This window comes from Collinsella aerofaciens ATCC 25986 (genome assembly GCF_964237925.1).
GTDB classification, from domain to species: Bacteria; Actinomycetota; Coriobacteriia; order Coriobacteriales; family Coriobacteriaceae; genus Collinsella; species Collinsella aerofaciens_BJ.
Genome location: NZ_CAXSKI010000002.1, coordinates 154,179 through 170,035 on the forward strand (window position 1 = coordinate 154,179; position 15,857 = coordinate 170,035).

The 15,857-nt window shown below is 57.6% G+C and carries 16 protein-coding genes; 4 read left to right on the forward strand and 12 right to left on the reverse strand.

What is annotated here, in order from left to right; translation table 11 throughout:
- Positions 1 to 398: 398 nt before the first annotated feature.
- The 3 genes from ACESWY_RS01830 to rlmN form a co-directional block, all read right to left on the reverse strand.
- On the reverse strand, positions 399 to 1,145 hold the full coding sequence (locus tag ACESWY_RS01830; RefSeq protein WP_101677790.1) for a hypothetical protein: 747 nt from the start codon (positions 1,143 to 1,145) through the stop codon (positions 399 to 401).
- Positions 1,146 to 1,147: 2 nt separating this feature from the next.
- Complete coding sequence (locus tag ACESWY_RS01835; RefSeq protein WP_130811361.1) at positions 1,148 to 1,666, reverse strand: hypothetical protein; 519 nt, start codon at positions 1,664 to 1,666, stop codon at positions 1,148 to 1,150.
- A gap of 537 nt (positions 1,667 to 2,203) precedes the next feature.
- Positions 2,204 to 3,193 (reverse strand): 23S rRNA (adenine(2503)-C(2))-methyltransferase RlmN, encoded by a 990-nt coding sequence (rlmN, locus tag ACESWY_RS01840; protein ID WP_130811360.1) that lies wholly within the window; start codon positions 3,191 to 3,193, stop codon positions 2,204 to 2,206.
- 287 nt (positions 3,194 to 3,480) lie between these two features.
- On the opposite strand from rlmN, the gene ACESWY_RS01845 reads away from it, so the two are divergent.
- Positions 3,481 to 4,593, forward strand: a complete 1,113-nt coding sequence (locus tag ACESWY_RS01845) for an IS110 family RNA-guided transposase (RefSeq protein WP_123220200.1) — start codon at positions 3,481 to 3,483, stop codon at positions 4,591 to 4,593.
- A 636-nt stretch (positions 4,594 to 5,229) separates the two neighbouring features.
- Positions 5,230 to 6,345 (forward strand): IS110 family RNA-guided transposase, encoded by a 1,116-nt coding sequence (locus tag ACESWY_RS01850; protein ID WP_373092590.1) that lies wholly within the window; start codon positions 5,230 to 5,232, stop codon positions 6,343 to 6,345.
- 399 nt (positions 6,346 to 6,744) lie between these two features.
- On the opposite strand, the gene ACESWY_RS01855 is transcribed toward ACESWY_RS01850, so the two are convergent.
- The 7 genes from ACESWY_RS01855 to ACESWY_RS01885 form a co-directional block, all read right to left on the reverse strand.
- Positions 6,745 to 7,707 (reverse strand): Abi family protein, encoded by a 963-nt coding sequence (locus ACESWY_RS01855; RefSeq protein WP_373092592.1) that lies wholly within the window; start codon positions 7,705 to 7,707, stop codon positions 6,745 to 6,747.
- Between the two features lie 113 nt (positions 7,708 to 7,820).
- Positions 7,821 to 8,099: a hypothetical protein gene (locus ACESWY_RS01860; protein WP_129583900.1), complete on the reverse strand. Its 279-nt coding sequence runs from the start codon at positions 8,097 to 8,099 to the stop codon at positions 7,821 to 7,823.
- A 739-nt stretch (positions 8,100 to 8,838) separates the two neighbouring features.
- The gene (locus tag ACESWY_RS01865; protein WP_373202136.1) at positions 8,839 to 9,846 is read right to left on the reverse strand and encodes an AAA family ATPase; all 1,008 of its coding nucleotides are present in this window, start codon (positions 9,844 to 9,846) and stop codon (positions 8,839 to 8,841) included.
- Positions 9,834 to 10,052 carry a hypothetical protein gene (locus ACESWY_RS01870; RefSeq protein ID WP_373092597.1) on the reverse strand — a complete coding sequence of 73 codons (219 nt, stop codon included), beginning with the start codon at positions 10,050 to 10,052 and terminating at the stop codon, positions 9,834 to 9,836. Before ACESWY_RS01870 ends, ACESWY_RS01865 begins: the two co-directional genes overlap by 13 nt.
- A gap of 2 nt (positions 10,053 to 10,054) precedes the next feature.
- Positions 10,055 to 10,435 (reverse strand): plasmid mobilization protein, encoded by a 381-nt coding sequence (locus tag ACESWY_RS01875; RefSeq protein WP_373092599.1) that lies wholly within the window; start codon positions 10,433 to 10,435, stop codon positions 10,055 to 10,057.
- Positions 10,428 to 11,552, reverse strand: a complete 1,125-nt coding sequence (locus ACESWY_RS01880; RefSeq protein WP_373092601.1) for a site-specific integrase — start codon at positions 11,550 to 11,552, stop codon at positions 10,428 to 10,430. The genes ACESWY_RS01875 and ACESWY_RS01880 overlap by 8 nt, the downstream gene beginning before the upstream one ends.
- Positions 11,542 to 11,778: a DNA-binding protein gene (locus ACESWY_RS01885; protein ID WP_302855259.1), complete on the reverse strand. Its 237-nt coding sequence runs from the start codon at positions 11,776 to 11,778 to the stop codon at positions 11,542 to 11,544. The genes ACESWY_RS01880 and ACESWY_RS01885 overlap by 11 nt, the downstream gene beginning before the upstream one ends.
- A gap of 212 nt (positions 11,779 to 11,990) precedes the next feature.
- On the opposite strand from ACESWY_RS01885, the gene ACESWY_RS01890 reads away from it, so the two are divergent.
- Both ACESWY_RS01890 and ACESWY_RS01895 read left to right on the forward strand, forming a co-directional pair.
- Entirely contained in the window at positions 11,991 to 12,476 is a 486-nt protein-coding gene (locus tag ACESWY_RS01890; protein ID WP_329934019.1) for a helix-turn-helix domain-containing protein, read from the forward strand.
- Between the two features lie 46 nt (positions 12,477 to 12,522).
- A complete protein-coding gene (locus tag ACESWY_RS01895) occupies positions 12,523 to 13,668 on the forward strand; it encodes an SAP domain-containing protein (protein WP_373092604.1) in 1,146 nt (381 codons plus the stop codon).
- Positions 13,669 to 14,244: 576 nt separating this feature from the next.
- On the opposite strand, the gene ACESWY_RS01900 is transcribed toward ACESWY_RS01895, so the two are convergent.
- Together ACESWY_RS01900 and ACESWY_RS01905 are read right to left on the reverse strand one after the other, a co-directional pair.
- Positions 14,245 to 14,937 (reverse strand): flavodoxin, encoded by a 693-nt coding sequence (locus ACESWY_RS01900; RefSeq protein WP_373092606.1) that lies wholly within the window; start codon positions 14,935 to 14,937, stop codon positions 14,245 to 14,247.
- A 17-nt stretch (positions 14,938 to 14,954) separates the two neighbouring features.
- Positions 14,955 to 15,854, reverse strand: a complete 900-nt coding sequence (locus ACESWY_RS01905; protein ID WP_220240923.1) for an aldo/keto reductase — start codon at positions 15,852 to 15,854, stop codon at positions 14,955 to 14,957.
- Between the last annotated feature and the right edge of the window lie 3 nt (positions 15,855 to 15,857).

Consider the following 15,857-nt stretch of genomic DNA (forward strand, 5'->3'; position numbering starts at 1 on the left):
TCTCAGCTAAGTCCCTGAAAAGAAAAAGGCGCCCATGCGGGCGCCTGCCTAGGATCGAAGATTGTTCGGTTGTGGTCGGAATGCTCGTCTTCCGCGGTGCTGTCGTCCGGGGTCCGGCATCTGTCGTTCGCCTCTTCTGTCGTGTTTGATGTTGCGTGTTCTGCGAGCGACCTTGCGCGGGCCTGCCGGCCCGTTGCCCCAGGTGCACCCGGATAAATGGTACCCATCCGTTGGGACATGGCCTGTTGCGGTTGGCGATTCGGCTGAGCGGGAGCAGACGAACGGCGAAGGTATGCGCAAGGACGCCCCGTAAGGCTCGGTGGCCTTTGCGTTGCTTTTTTGGAACCCATCTGCAATACAAGAATTCCCTTGCTAGGCTGGGTTCTTCTCCGCCATTGCTAGATGGCGAATCCCCAAAGCCGGCGCGTCACGCCGCGAGCGGACCTTCTTATCGAGCGGAACAGAGAAAGAATGGGCTCGTAGCTCTTCTCGGAAGAGCCGCTTCTCGTCCCCCTAAGCAGGACGGCATCGTCAGTCCCGAGGATGTAGCTCCAGTAGAAACCGTCGTAGATCATCCACGGGCTTTCCCCGCGCTCGCCATAGTGGACGCCTTCGCCGATGGTGGCATAGGGCGCGAGCTTGGCCGCGGCAACCCTGAATCTGGCGGCGGGAAGGTCGCGTTTCCTGGAGACGTACTCGATTTCGCACCAACCCGTGACCAGATCGCAGCTCATGTCTATGTTGTCCTCGAGGGCAGGTCCCCACGTCCAGAACCGCGCCCACGTCGCCTTCTTGCCGACGCCTCCCGCAAGGGGCTCCTCACGGGAGACGGGCGCGGGGAGAAAGCCCACCTTGGGTTCGCCGTCGGCACCGTTGTACCATCGGGCGTAGGCGAAGCGGGTCCCGTAGAGCTTTGCGACCTGCTCGTCTTCGCGTGCCGCGAAAAGGCGCTCGAACGGTTCCGACTCCTCCTGCGGGATCAGATAGCCCCAAAGGTTGGGGCAGGCGATGTCCGTGTGGCCCTCCGGCCCGTATTCGGCCGGGTAGAACGTGCCGTCTGCCTGGTCCTGAAGCGTCTCGATTGCGTCGAGGATTGCGTCGTCTTCCCAAAACCAGCTGTCGCGCAGGCCCAGATACGCGCCCATGGCTATTTTCCCTGTTGCTTGGCGGGGAGGGGCTTGTCCCACTTTGCGGTATCGGGATTCCAAGCGGCTGTGAAATCGTCGTCCATTCCCTCGCAGGTGAGGCTTACGTTCCCTGCGGAGGGTTCAGGCTCCAGCTCGAGGAGAACTCGGTTGCCGCCCCTGCCGGTATTGAGCTCGAAATCCAGGGAGAACGAGAGCCCCGCGGCTTCGAACCCGCAGTATACGCTTAGAATCTCGGCGTCGAGGGCGGGTACGTTCTCATAGCTGAACCTGAGCTTCGGCGGGATGGTATGTGCCGGCAGCGCCTTGAAGAGGATGCCGGCAATGGTGTCGGCGATGATACCATCGTGCTCGTCTCGCCAGTCGCGGTTCTCCGGTGAGGCCTCGTCGTCGAACATCCCGTTTGCAGCGGCGTCTTTGCGGTGCCAGACGTCGTAGTCGAGGACGAACGGCAGCCCTTCTTCCTTATAGTACGCATTAAACTCACATCTCGTTTGCCATTCAAATTGTGCAGGGTTCATTTTCTCACCCCCTTTCGTTCCCGGGGGCGGGTTGGTGTTCCCCTTTCGGCTGCCCTCCACGGAAGCACCGAAATTTTGCCAACTCAAACAGCAAACTTTTTTCAAATTTTTTTGAGGACAGCAAAATGCGCCCGTCTGCAAAATGCAAACGGACGCAAAGGAATTAAAAAATGTATTTATATGATTATACAGTTCATATTCATGGGTAGAAATTTCCCCGGCGGTGGTCGGGCTTTTTTTGATATGTCAATGACCGTCGGATTTTGTCGATAGGGTATGTGCTTCATGGCGGCTACCTCCTTTTAGCCGCCGCTTTTAACAGTGATACCGCGTCATTTCATTAGAAGATAAAAAGAAACGGCGGCTTTGGTTTTTCAAAGCTGCTGCGGAAATCAAAGAACGACAAGCAACAGTTCTGATTTTGCTCCAATATGGTTATTGGGGGCACAAATTAAATCAAAAAAGAGCCGATAACAGCAGTATTTCAAACTGCATATTATCGGCTCTGCGTCTGTGCGTCTGGCTCTTTTAATTAAATTATTTTTGTTGTTTTTTGGCTTTATTATATGTATTAGCTAACTGTCCACAAGCTGCTTTAATCTTTCTACCATGAGAAACTCTCATGGTAACTTCAAGTCCTGTTTGCTCTAATTGATGTTTGAACGCAACCATTTCTTGTTTTTGTGGTGCTCTAATTTTTGAATTACTCGTCGGGTTGTATTGCAGCACGTTAATCATAACATTTTTGCCCTTAAACCATTTTGCAAGTTGCTTTATATCTGAGGAACGGTCATTTATACCTGGTAAAAGCAAATACGCAAATACCACTTTTCGATTATGCCTTTGTGAATAGGACAATGCTTGCTTAACAACATCTTCAATAGCGTACATGTGCATATGAGGAATGATGCAGTTTCTCGCAGCCTGTGTTGCTGCATGTAAAGATATTGTCAACTGAATTTTTAGATGTTCTTCGCGCAATTTTTTTAATTGATTAACTGGACCAACTGTTGATACGGTAATGCCGTCGGTTGGAAAGTTAAGTCCATTTCTATCTCGAAGAATATGGATTGCTGCAATCAAGTTGTCGTAATTGAATAAAGGTTCTCCCATTCCCATAAAAACGATACGATTTACTTTTTGACGTATCAATATGACCTGCTGCACAATTTCAGATGGTGTTAGATTACGAACGAAACCATTGCGTCCGGACTCACAAAAAATACAGCCAACAGAACAACCAACTTGCGTACTTACGCAAACAGTCCCACCATCTCGCCGTTTAATAAAAACCGTTTCGATATACCTGTTGTCTTTCAATTCATAAACATACTTTTCAGTATCGCTACTTTTATAGACTTTTTTTGTTGATATTGATAGATTTTTTTTGTGAAATGGCTGTTTATACAATTCCGCATATAAGGCTCTTGCTTTATCCTCTCCAATTACTTCCGACATTTCTTTGTAAGTAAATCCGTATGGGTCATTCAATATTTCCGTAAGTGTACTTTTAGGTAAGTGTTTCATTTAATATCCTTCCTTTTGTTTTTCAGAGTTTTTGATTATGATTTCTAATTTTTCAAAAAAAAAGCCCATATTGAAAATGGGAAAAATCTTTTTTGATTTCAATGCTTATCGAATACGCATGCTATGTAACATAAACATTTCCCCCTTTTAATAATACTATACAAGACGATATGAGCAGGACATAAAAAAGTTGGAAGCCCCTCCTGCATGCATATCCGCGGATTAGGCCGACAATAGAGGTGTCCAAACCGCCAGCGGCCACGCCGCATTCATGGAAGGGGCTTCCGATGAGCAATGCTACCACTTTCGTAGGGCTAGACGTGCATGCCAGGCCGGTGAAGGCCTGCGCGTTCGTCCCGGAAACGGGCGAGACGATCAGGAAATCGTTCGGCTACGAGCCCGGCGAGATCGCCTCATGGGTGTCCTCGCTGCCCCAGTCCGCCAGATGCGTCTACGAGTCGGGAGTGACGGGCTTCCACCTTTGCCGCGAGCTGAACGCGATGGGCGCCGCCTGCGTGATCGGAGCCGTTTCCAAGATGCACAAGCCCGCCGCGGACCGCGGCCGCAAGACCGACAGGCGCGACGCGCAGTTCCTCGCGGTGCAGCTGGCGCTGGGCGTGGTCACCGAGGTGCACGTGCCCGATGCCGAGTGCGAGGGCGCGCGGGATTTGGCGCGGGCGCTGGCCGACGCGCGCGACGACGCCGTGCGCGCCAAGCAGAGGCTTTCGAAGTTCCTGCTCAGGCACGGGCTCGTCTACGACGAGAGGAACGCCGCCGGCCAGAGGCGCAACCGCTGGACCGGGGATTTCTGGGCGTGGGTGGGCCGCATCGACCTCGGGGACGCCGCCGCCATGGCGACGCTGGACCACTACTGCGAGCGCGTGCGCGAGGCCGACGCCGCCAAGGCCGCGCTCGAGGCGAAGGTCAAGTCGCTGGCCCAGCAGCCTAGATGGAAGCCGACCTGCGACGCGCTCAAATGCCTCAAGGGTATAGACGCGGTCACCGCGGCTTCGATCGCGTGCGAGGCCGACGGCTTCGCGAGGTTCGCCACGGCGTCGGGCTTCGCGGCGTGGGTGGGCCTGGTGCCCTCCGAGCACTCCAGCGGCGAGTCCCGATTCCGCGGCGGGATAACCAAGGCCGGCAACAAGCACCTGAGAAAGCTGCTCGTCGAGGCCGCCTGGCACTACAAGGGAGCGTCGAGGTCGCCGAAAGACCTGGCCAAGGGGCAGGTAGTCGACGCAGCGACCAGGCGACACGCCAACGCGGGCGTGAGGCGGCTCGTCGACAGGCGCCGCTCCATGGACGATGCGGGCAAGCAGAGCAGCGTGGCCAACGTCGCGGTGGCGCGCGAGCTGGCCTGCTGGTGCTGGGCCGTGGGCCGAATGGCGGAAGGCGCCTAGCGGGAGCGCCGCGCACATATCCGGGTCTTTCCCGGAATTCCCGGGCTCGACGGGCGTCGGCCTCCATCCTCGGATTTTTTTCGTGCGGCGGCGAAGCCGCCACGCACGCCAAAAGACAGACGAGACGGAGGGGCCGGCCGTAGCAACGAGATGCACCGGCGCATTCTGCGCGATGGGCGAATATTAAACTGCCAGACGGGCGTCGATCCGACACGCGCTGTCAACGGGGATTGCGGAGGAGATAGATTGGGCCAAGGGCGAACGAAATCGCCCTTGGCCCTTCATTGCCTATTGACAATGTCCTGCTCATATTATAAAAGGCGCCCACGAGGACACCTACAGGCTATCTTCGAACTACTTGGTTGGGGCAGACGGAGGAAAAAAATAGGGCAGAATCGCTCTCATGATCCCGCCCCGCAAACCCGAGGGTTTCTAACTGGCTCCATTATTCCGGGCTTCTCAGTTCTGTCATTGACCCAGGTATCATCCGTCTCCTATAGCGAGTGAATATAGACGATATGAGCAGGACACAATAAATTGAGAGCCCCTGCTGCATGACTTTTCGTGGATTAGGCCGACAATGGAAGGTGTCTAGTCGACCGTGGCGGCCACGCCACACTCATGGAAGGGGCTCTCATGATGAATGTTACCACTTTTGCAGGCCTGGACGTGCATGCGCGCTCGATCAAGGCGGTCGCGCTCGACGTCGTGACCGGAGAGGTCAGATCCGCGACCTTCGGCTACGATGCCTGCGCCGTGGCCGAGTGGATCCGGTCCATCGACCCCGGGGCCAGATGCGTATACGAGTCGGGCGTGACCGGGTTCGACCTGCAGAAGAAGCTCTCCTCCCTGGGCGTCGACTGCGTCATCGGCGCGGTGTCAAAGATGATAAAGCCCGCCGCCGACAGGCGCAGGAAGAACGACCGCAACGACGCGGAGTTCCTGGCCAGGATGCTCTCGGTGGGCAACATCGTCGAGGTGTGGGTGCCAGACGACGAGTGCGAGGCCGCCCGCGACCTGGCGCGCGCCCTGGACGACGCCCGGGAGGACCTGAGGCGCCAAAAGCAGAGGCTCTCCAAGTTCCTGCTGCGGCACGGGCTCGTCTTCGACGAGAAGACACCGTCCGGCCAGCGCAAGAGCAACTGGACGGGGGCCTACTGGATCTGGATCAAGGGGATATCCTTCAGGGAGAAGGCGGACAACGACACGCTTGCCTTCTACGTCGACGCGGTGAGGCAGGCCGAGGAAGACAAGAGGCGCTTGGAGAAGCTGGTGGCCGACGAGGCGTCCAGGCCCAGGTGGAAGAAGAGGGTCGACTCCCTGCGGTGCCTGAAGGGCATCGACGTCATGACCGCGGCCGACATCGTCTTCGAGGCCGGCGAGTTCGCGAGGTTCCGGAACGCGAGGTCGTTCGCCGCGTGGCTCGGGCTCACCCCCTCCGAGCACTCCAGCGGGGAAAAGGTCGCCCAGGGCGGCATCACCAAGGCCGGCAACAAGCATCTGAGGAGAGTGATGGTGGAGGCGGCGTGGCACTACCTGAACGCCTCGCCCCATTCGAAGGACCCGGCCCCGGGCCAAGCTCCCGAACCGGCTGCCAGGCGGCATGCGTCGAAGGGGGTGCGGCGGCTCGTCGGGAGGCGCGCTGCCCTGCTGGAGCGCGGGGTCCACAAGAACAAGGCGAACGTCGCCACCGCGCGCGAGCTCGCGTGCTGGTGCTGGGCCGTGGGCTCGATGGCCGAGGGGGCGCGATAGGACGCAGAAAGCCCAACGAAGACACATAGCGCCATCTTCCCATGCCGCGGTTCGATCCGAGGCCGTTGAGGCGAACCCCAGTCTCTTTTTTTGCGAGCGCCGCAGGCGCCACCCGCGTCCATAGACTGTCGTTTCGACGAGGTAGCCTCAGCCGTAGCAACGGATTGCCCAGCGAGTAGTCGCCACGGGCGGATATTAAACTGCAAAGACGAGCGTCGGAAAGACACGCCGAAGTCGCCGCAGCATGGGTCGATATAGAGAAAAGGGCCTGACTCCAGTTCAAAAAGCTGGGGCAGGCCCGATTTTGCCTCTTGACATTGTCCTGCTCATATTAAAAATAGGGCAGAGTCGCTTGCGCAAGTCCGCCCCTAAAACCGTGAAGGTTTTGCTATCTGCAGGCTATTCTACCAACCCGAGCGATTCTGTCAACCTGCGAAGGAACTCGAGCGCGGAGCGAGCTGCGGCGTCGGGCCTCTTGTCGGGCAGCGCCTCGGTTTCGCCGTCGGCCCTGGCGAACATCTCGGCGAGCTCGGATGCGGCGCGCGAGCGCGAGGAGCCCTCGGGTACCAAGCCGGAGTGCGCCACGAGCACGGTCGCGACCTCCTGCATGGCCGTATTCCCCATCCACTTCCTCCTGGTCGCCTTGGGAATCCCCACGGCGGCGACCCTTCGGGAGACGCCGCTGGACGCCGAGCCCCGGGCGGCGCCCCTCTCGGCGAAGCAGTTGATCAGGCACGAGCCGTGCGCGGCGCAGTTGCGGACGGACTTCACGCGCTTGAGGTCGTAGTGGGAGGCCTCGAGGCGCCTGTCGCCCCATCGCCTGGCGCAGAAGCGCACGAAGTCGATGAGGGTGCCGAACGAGGTGAGCTCAAGGAAGGCCCAGGCAGGCATGTCGCCGGAGTACTTCGCGTAGAGGCTCGAGCTGTAGGGGCTGCGGCCGCTCATCTTGAGCTCGCGCAGGCGGTACTCCCTGTTTGCAGTGGTAAGCGATGCCATGTAGTCGGCCACGATGGCGTAGCCGTCCTCTCCACGGTCCTCCATCTCGCGAAGCAGTGTCACCTTCTGGAAATGCTCGATGTCGAGCGTCATGCCGAGCAGGGCGTGGCGCAGCTCCTGGTCGAGCGCCGCGAGCAGGCGCAGCTGGCCGAAGTCGAGGTCTACGTAGCGGCCGTCGCGCGGGCCTCCCTCGTATTTCGAGAAGAGTTTGCGGTAGGATGCGAGCTTGAAGAAGTTGCACTTGTCGCGCAGGTAGTCCGCGGCCTCTTCCTCGGAACACAGTTCGAAGGCTACGCCCTTCTGCTTGAGGTGCTCTATCTGCTGCTCGATCGTGAGGATCGGCTTCCTATCGTGGGGTTCGGCCATGCTCGGTCTCCTGTCATTGATTTGAGAATCCTATTCTACCAGCATGTTTGCCCTGAATCCTGAAGGCCCGTTCGCCAACTCATAAGCAAGCCACCTGAGACTACTCACTTTGTTCACGAATGGCGAAGACCTGCGACCTGGGGTTTTGCAAATGGCGCGCAAGCCACCCGCGTTAATTCACTTGCGATTGCAGCTGGCGGCTTGCGGGCAAAAGGGCGGTTGAGTTTCAAAACGGGCGTTTTCGGCGCCATCGAGCCTCCAAAGGCGACCCGCCGCGCACTTTGGGACAAAAACAAAAACTCAAAGCCCTGAGTTTGAAAAAAGTTTTTGAGGTTGTCCCAGCTTTTGTCCCCGAAGCCGACGAAACGCGACATCGCGTCATTCGGCGGCACGCGTTCCGTGTCGATGCCGAAAACTGGGTGTAACTGGAGTGACGGGACGGCAGAACCGACGCCATCGAGTGGGAATAGTTACGCACATTATCGTGAGGTTGTTTTGGCGTGAGTTTTGATGCATTTTGATGCTTCTGGATTCGCTGAAATACCTCTAAGCCAATGATTCTCATGTAACGCGAAAGGCCTTCGGATAGAGTTCCGAAGGCCTTTCGACTTATTGTCTGAACTGCGGTTTGAGCGAAATTATAATAGCCAAGCGATTAGCTTTGTTGCCAAAGCGCACGATAACGTGCGGTTCACCAGCGCTTTTACCAACTATCTCTAAAATCCGTACTCACAAGGATACCTTAGATTGCTGGCACTCTTTATTGTGCACTCATAATGCACTCACGGAAATAGCAACCGCCAAACGCCAATTCAGAAATCTAAACCATACAGGTGACGCTCCGGTTATTGCGGCTTGTGCGAAACGCACGGGAAGCGAGCCTAGGGGCGCGGGACCCCCGCAAACGGGTGCTCAATGGACGCCGCCGTCCTCCTATGCCGAGGATTTGTCCGACGGCATAGGCTACTTGCTGAATTAATCGATCAGCTCATATCCGCTCAAAAATCACCGCTTGCCAGTGTCGCACCAATGCACTCGCCAGTCGCGGCTCCGCCGCCGTCGCGCAATGCAAAACGGGGCCGCTCTTGCGAACGGCCCCGTGACGGCAATGACGGCAATGACGGCAGATTCCTATATAGCCGGTTTCCCTTCACTGCCTTCACCGCCTTCACCCTCTATGCGCTGAAGCGTCACCAGCTGGCCCGCGCTCGTGTGCTTCTTGGCGTAGCGCACGCCCCTTGAGAGCATGAAGCCGCTGTTCTGTGCGAGGTGCTTGCCCAGCACGGGGACCGTCACGCCCTCGACCCCCGCAGCATCCATGAGGTTGCTCATGGTTCCCTGCCAGATGCTCACGCCGCGCGACATGAAGTCGAGCGTGCGCATGACGCAATCGGGGATATCGCGCTCCTCGAGCTCCTCCTCGCTGGTTTTGCCCACCATCTCCCAGATGCAGTCCTTAAGCCGCAGCTTCAGTTCTTGGAACTGCACGTCGCGCCCCGTAATGGAAAGCGTTGCGTCGGCGGCGCCCCTGTTGGGCCTCGACAGAACCCAGGTGCTGTCGGCGCTCCCCGTGATCCCGTTGGTGCCGGAAACCGTGTTCATCACGTCGCTGTCGGCCTGCTTGCGCGTGTGGTGCACGGCGATAAGGCACGCGGCATGGTCATCTGCCAGCTTCTTCAGCGCCCCGAAATCGCGGTAGTCCGCCGCATACAGGCTGTCGCTGCTCGGCCTGCGCACCTTCTGGAAGGTGTCCACTATCACCAGGCGCACGTCGGGGTTCTCGTCCAGGAATCCGCCGACCTGCTCCACTAGGCCTTCGCCCAGGCACGGTGCTGCGTTGCTTAGGAAGAAGCGCTCGCTCGCCACGTCGGAAAGCGCCCAAAGGCGCTTCTTCACGCGCTCGTAGGTGTCTTCCAGGCACAAGTAGAGCACGCCGCACTTCTTGGTGGCGAAGCCCCAGAACGGGCTTCCCGAGCTTACAGCCAGGCCGATGGACAGGCACAGCCAGCTCTTCCCGCATTTCGGCGAGCCCGCGATGACGTGCCCGCCTAGGCGCAGAAGATCCTCGATTATCCAATCGGCCTCGACGGGCGGCTCCTGGATGAGCTCGCTTGCAAGGCGCACCTCTAGCGCGGCCATCGCCCCGACCCCTCCTGCTCGGCCGCGGCGAACCATCTGCCGCGGGCATCTTGGCGAAGCCGCAGGCCCGTTGCAGCGCATACGGCGTTGAGGCGGTCTTCCAGCGAGAGCGCGTAGTCGACGAGCTGCTCGCCGCTCGGCTCTCCCTCGAAGCCGTGGTTGCGCAGCCTGCGCCTCCGCTCCTCCATCCGCTCAAAGTAGGACATCGCTAATCGCCCCGCTCCATGCGAATGAGCGCGTTCCGCGGCGAGCACTGCGCGATGTGGGCGCCTTCGCCGCCGAAGCCCTCGAAAAGCGCCGCGAGCATTCGAATCACGTCAAGCACCTCGGGCTGCACTTCGTAGCCTTCTCCCAAGCGCAAAAGCTCGCAGTAGACCATCTGCATGCCCTCTTCCATGCCCTTCTGCACGCGGCTGCTGGGCACCACGGTCACCTCCTGGCACAGAAGCCGCGCCACGATGTAGTCCTGCTTCGTCAGGCCGCTCATGGCCACGATCGCGTCCAGCCTCTGACCTTCTTCGGGGGACACGCGAAACGACACCGTCTTGCTGCGCAGGCGCCCGTGCTCGTCCAGGTTCTTCCTACTCATCGTCTTTCGCCTCCTTCAGGGCTCTCATCGGGTTGTATCCGGCGCTTGCCGCGCGCTGTATATCAAGGTCGGCAGCCATTTCCTGCTGCTTGTTCGGGAACAGGTGCGCGTAGCGCATGGTCACCTCGGTGCTCTCGTGCCCCATGCGGTCGGCGATGGCCAGCGCCGAGTAGCCGAGCTCGATGAGCAGGCTCACGTGGCTGTGGCGCAGGTCGTGGATGCGGATGGGCTCCATGCCGCACGCTTTGCAGCCGCGGCGCATCTCCTCGCGCAGGAAGCTCTTGGTGTGGCGGAATATCCGCTCGTCCTCGGCGATGCCGCGAAGGCAGGCAAGGTAGTCGCGCGTCTCCTCGGCCAGGAACTCGGGCATCACGATGGTCCTCACCGATTTCTTGGTCTTCGGGGCGGTAATCACGTCTTCGCGGCCGATGCGCTGGTACGACTTCGTTACCGACACCGTGCGGCGCGCGAAATCGAAGTCCCGGGGCGTGAGCGCCAGTAGCTCGCCAACGCGCAGGCCGCACCAGTACAGGATCTCGAACGCCATGTGGGATGCGGGCTTGTCTCGAAGCCCGCGGCTGAAGCGCAGGTACTCGTCCTTGGTCCAGAAGTGCATCTCTTCGGCGTTCTTCTCGCCGATCTTGCCGACCTTGTGCATGGGGTTGGAGGCAAGGCCGTAGTGCTTCACCGCGTGGTTCATGATGGCGGAGAACTGGTTGCAGATGCTGTGCAGGTAGGTCGGGCTGAACGGCAGGCCGTTGCTGGTCCGCAGCTCCATCAGCTCGTTTTCCCAGGCGATGACGTCCGTCGAGGCGATCTCGTTGATGGGCTTGGCCTCGAAATAGGGCAGGATTTTCGTCTCTATCATCGCGGCCTTGGTGTTCCAGGTGCTTCGGCGCAGGCGCGGGGAGACGTCCTCCCGGTAGACTCGGTAGAAGTCCGCGAAGGTCATGGTCGGCGCCCCCTCGATACGCAGCAGGAACTCGTGCTCCCACTTTCGGGCGGCGCGCTCGCTGGTGAAACCGCGTTTGGTCTTCTTGCACTGCTTGCCCTGCCAGTCGCGGTACCGGCACTGCACGTAATAGGTGCCTCGGGCTTTGTCCTTGCTAACCGACATTTCGACCTCCCTTGCCTGCCTCGGGCTCGGCCTTGCTGCTGGCATCGCGGCCCTCCGCGCCGAAGAAGCGCTCCTCGAAGAAGCTCCGGCTGACCTTTCCCGGCACCACCAGGCAACCGTTCCCCTGCATCTCGGCGTTGAGCTTTCGGATCACCTTGTAGGCGTACGCCCGGGAAACGTTCAGCTGCTCGCACACCTCGTCCACGCCTATAAGCTTTGCGTTCATCTCTGCTCCTATCTCTAAGTTGACCTCACATATCTGTGAGCTTTGATGTTGTCAACATAACCTCACGTTTATGTGATGTCAACAGATTCTCAGAAAATTGCTCACGTTCTTGTGAGGTGTTAGAATTGCGCCATTGCCGCTGCGCACCTCGGGCTGTTGCCGGGTGCCGCAGCGTACGTTTGGCCTACGAGTCCGCGAGAGGGGCCTCAACCGTGCTCAAGAAGAAAGAACCTTCGTCCTTGCTAGGCAGGCGAATCCGCGACCTGCGATTGAAGCGGTGCTGGACGCAGCGCGAAGCTGCCGAGAAGTCATTTGTGACCGAGAGCGCGTTCCGCAGCTACGAGCTGGGCGACCGCGTGCCCAAGCGCGAGATTGTCGACCGCATAGCCAAGGCGTTCGGCGTCCGCAGCGAGTACCTAACCGCGCCGGAGCTGCTCAATGAGTACGAGTTCTGTTACGTCATCTTGCAAAATGAAGAGAGCATGCGGCTGAAGCCGTATAAAGACGAAGAGCATGGCAGATACTTCATAAGCTGCGAACCCAACAGCGAGAACCTTTCCGAGTTCATTAGGGATTGGGGCGAAATGCGCGACAAGCTCAAGAGCCAGGAAATCACCCAGGAAGAATACGAAGAGTGGAAAATAACTTGGGACAATGGCATCAACATAATGGATCTAAGGGCTCGCGGAGAGCTGTAATTGAACCATTAGAGTGTTGGCTAAAGATTCAGTCACTGAGGTAATAATGGGATTGTTAAACGTTCTATCCAAGTTTGGGAAAACTGCAACGGCGACAAACAGAAGCGCTAGTAACTCTAGGGGAAAAACGGTTTACGCGGATTCGAGTACTGTCTCTTCCGATGAAGTTCCTTATTATCGCGAAGATAGTTATTGCACCCTTTACTCCTATCCCGATTCCATGATGCAAACCAAAGTAATCACTTTCGAGGAGCGAAAAGGAACGGCCATACCCTCCGCAAGAGGGCTTTACCCTGCTCAAATCATGCTGCTTAGCTATTGCGAGACCGGCCGCTATCCCAAGCCAAATGGTGGCTACCCTGGTTTTTGGTGGTTCGAGTACGGAATCCGCGACGTTGGGCACGCTTTAGAAAACCTCGCGGCCAACGGCTTCTTGGAATGGGCGCCAAAAGCCCATTCGCTTAGCTCTTTGAAGGTTGCAGAGTTGAGAGGCATTCTCGAAAACTCTGGCCTGCCCACAACTGGCAAAAAGGCAGATCTTGTCGATCGAATCGTATCTAATATTCCAGAAGATCAAATTTGCATACCGTCCTATACCCCCAAATACCAACTCACGGAGTTGGGGAGAGACGAACTCGAAGCGAACGGCTACGTACCCTACATGCACAAGCACGATAGGAAAACCATCGAGCACACGACGTCCGATCGAGAGTTTAACGTTTGGTCGGTGAATCGGCTCTTCCCAGACGGTAACGCCCGAAATTGGAAGAAGGTTGTCGGCAACCTGGAACTTGAACGTTTTGACATGAATATGGCTAAGCATGACGCCGAGCCTCCGAAGTCGTTAACCAAAGAAGACATCGTGCAATTTCTGCGCCAGCACAAGGATTACATCGAGCAGCAAATCTCAGCAGATGCCGACGGACTTGATGCCGAGCTCAACGGCATTGCGTTGAAGAAAGCTGGACGTGACGATGAGGCGCTTGTTCAGTTTTGCATTGCTGCAGGACGGGGTTTTGACGCTCCTGCTCTATACAAAGAAGCAGCCATACTGTTTCACAAGTACAAAATGTACGATGAGGAAATCCGTATTTTAAAGCTGGGCGTAAAGAACGTTCCGAAGCTAAATGAAAAGCACTGGCAAGACCTAAATACTCGCTTGGAGAAAGCCAAGGAGCTTGTGTCGAATTAGGTGCTCATGCTTGATTTAAGGATGAGACCGAGAGCGTCACTCCCCTCGGCCGTAAGGCGGTATGCGAGTAATTTCGCTCATATGAGTACCGTATGGGTACAGGCAATTTGGGCATTGCTAAGATAAGGCGCTACGAAAGCGCAGCTAGCATCACAACCCACGACAGCGCACGAATTCTCAGTCGAGTGGGAGTGACCCTAGGCTAATTTTGCAAAGCCACCTGCAATGATTCACCATGGCTCATAAAGTTCCATTGAAGGTCATAGCCAATCAAGCCACTTGCAAAACACGAGAATGATTCCACCCCGGAAGCATATGCTTCCGGGGTATTTTATGCCTTTGAACAGGTATTTTAATTCGTCGTCATTCTGCGGATTCGGCATTCATCACACCCTATGGCGACCATGCGACAGCATGGCGAAAAAGAGACAATCGCCAAACCACCTGCGACGAGTGTTTTGGCGATTGTCGCGCTGTTCGAAGGTGATTCGAATCAATCGCGAATCACTGGGCAAAAGAAAACTGCCCTGCCTTCGTCTTTTCCGTATCCGATAATAAATCGACGCAACGTCTCTATCAAATGTTCAGCGATTCGACCCAGTCTTCAACCATGCCATCTTGCGGGTTTTCGCCAAAACGCTGACCATCAAGCCACTCACCCGAACCGGCAAGCTGCTCGAGCGTCTGACGGGTTGAGCCCATCGATGACGAGGTCGAGGTGCAAAACGGGATAACCGTCTTACGCACGAAGTCGTTGTCGCGCACGAAACGGTTAACTGGCCATGCAGCCATCTGCCACCAGGCGGGATAACCAACGAACACCGTTTCGTATTCCTCAAACGCGTCGGGTGCGACCTGAGACAGCACAATGTCGCGCAGGCTTTGATCGTCGTGTTCGCGCGTCACGCGGCTGTTGTCGTCACGCCAATCCAAATCGGCGTCCGAATAGGGATTCTCGGGCGTGATCTCGAAAATGTCACCGCCCGTCGCCGCCGCGATGCGCTCAGCTGCAGCACGTGTATGGCCCTGCGCCGAGTAGTACGCCACAAGAACCTTGCCCCCGACGGGTTGCGGTGGCGTGGCGGGGTCGGCCTGCACCGCCTGGTTTGCCCCGCTCGATGACCCAACGCCAAGCCCATCTGCCGACTGCGACGCTGCGCCCTCTCCATTCGAAGCGCATGCTGAAAGAAGACCGCCCGTCGTCATAGTCGCACCCGCCAACAGGCCCATCTTCACGAAATCGCGCCGTGCAACAATCCGATTCATCATAAAACCTCCCGTAATTCCTACCAACTCTTCTTCTCCTTGGCGCTATCGTGCTGATGCTTGCGCTCCTCGACCATCTTTGCAAACCACTGCACCATAGCGGGGTCGGCATGGCTGAAGAAGCTGGAAGTTTTAGTGTCGAGCGCGGCGATGCGCGCCATCTCCTCGGCGGAAAGCTCGAAGTCGAACACGTCGAGGTTCTGCTCCATGCGCTCACGATGAACCGACTTCGGAATGACCACCACACCGCGTTGCAGGTTCCAACGAAGCATCACCTGCGCCGCGGTCTTGCCATGAGCCTGGCCGATTTCAACCAGCACGGGGTTCTCGAACAACCCGCCGCGACCCTCGCCGAAGGGAGCCCAGGCTTCCGGCACGATGCCGTACTCGGTCTCCCATTTCTGCAGCTCGACATTCTGGTTCAGCGGATGGCGCTCCATTTGGTTCACCATCGGCTTCGCTTCGTTGAACTCGCAGAACTCCACCATGCGGTCAACGTAAAAGTTCGAGATGCCGATTGCGCGCACCTTGCCTTCCTGATAGAGCTTCACCATATCGCGCCACGCGCCGAACACATCGCCGAACGGCTGGTGGAGCAGCAGCAAGTCGATGTAGTCGGTCTTCAGCTTGCGCAGCGAATCCTCGACCGACGCGCGCGTGGAGCCCTCGCCAAAATGCTCGATCCACACCTTGGTGGTAAGGAAGATATCGCCGCGGTCGATGCCCGAGGCAGCGATGGCCGAGCCCACCTGCTCTTCGTTGAAATAGCTTTGCGCCGTATCGATATGGCGATACCCTACCTCGAGCGCGTCGCGCACGCAGCGCTCGCACTCGTCTTGCGTCACCTGGTACACGCCGTAGCCCAGCTGGGGCATCTTCACGCCGTTCGAAAGCGTCACGTACATCATGTCGTTTGCCATATT

Excerpts from the sequence above, each read along its gene's own strand:
- ACESWY_RS01830 (WP_101677790.1), bottom strand. The coding sequence starts at position 1,145 with ATGGGCGCGTATCTGGGCCTGCGCGACAGCTGGTTTTGGGAAGACGAC.
- ACESWY_RS01835 (WP_130811361.1), bottom strand. The coding sequence starts at position 1,666 with ATGAACCCTGCACAATTTGAATGGCAAACGAGATGTGAGTTTAATGCG.
- rlmN (WP_130811360.1), bottom strand. The coding sequence starts at position 3,193 with ATGAAACACTTACCTAAAAGTACACTTACGGAAATATTGAATGACCCA.
- ACESWY_RS01845 (WP_123220200.1), top strand. The coding sequence starts at position 3,481 with ATGAGCAATGCTACCACTTTCGTAGGGCTAGACGTGCATGCCAGGCCG.
- ACESWY_RS01850 (WP_373092590.1), top strand. The coding sequence starts at position 5,230 with ATGATGAATGTTACCACTTTTGCAGGCCTGGACGTGCATGCGCGCTCG.
- ACESWY_RS01855 (WP_373092592.1), bottom strand. The coding sequence starts at position 7,707 with ATGGCCGAACCCCACGATAGGAAGCCGATCCTCACGATCGAGCAGCAG.
- ACESWY_RS01865 (WP_373202136.1), bottom strand. The coding sequence starts at position 9,846 with ATGGCCGCGCTAGAGGTGCGCCTTGCAAGCGAGCTCATCCAGGAGCCG.
- ACESWY_RS01870 (WP_373092597.1), bottom strand. The coding sequence starts at position 10,052 with ATGTCCTACTTTGAGCGGATGGAGGAGCGGAGGCGCAGGCTGCGCAAC.
- ACESWY_RS01875 (WP_373092599.1), bottom strand. The coding sequence starts at position 10,435 with ATGAGTAGGAAGAACCTGGACGAGCACGGGCGCCTGCGCAGCAAGACG.
- ACESWY_RS01880 (WP_373092601.1), bottom strand. The coding sequence starts at position 11,552 with ATGTCGGTTAGCAAGGACAAAGCCCGAGGCACCTATTACGTGCAGTGC.
- ACESWY_RS01885 (WP_302855259.1), bottom strand. The coding sequence starts at position 11,778 with ATGAACGCAAAGCTTATAGGCGTGGACGAGGTGTGCGAGCAGCTGAAC.
- ACESWY_RS01895 (WP_373092604.1), top strand. The coding sequence starts at position 12,523 with ATGGGATTGTTAAACGTTCTATCCAAGTTTGGGAAAACTGCAACGGCG.
- ACESWY_RS01900 (WP_373092606.1), bottom strand. The coding sequence starts at position 14,937 with ATGATGAATCGGATTGTTGCACGGCGCGATTTCGTGAAGATGGGCCTG.
- ACESWY_RS01905 (WP_220240923.1), bottom strand. The coding sequence starts at position 15,854 with ATGGCAAACGACATGATGTACGTGACGCTTTCGAACGGCGTGAAGATG.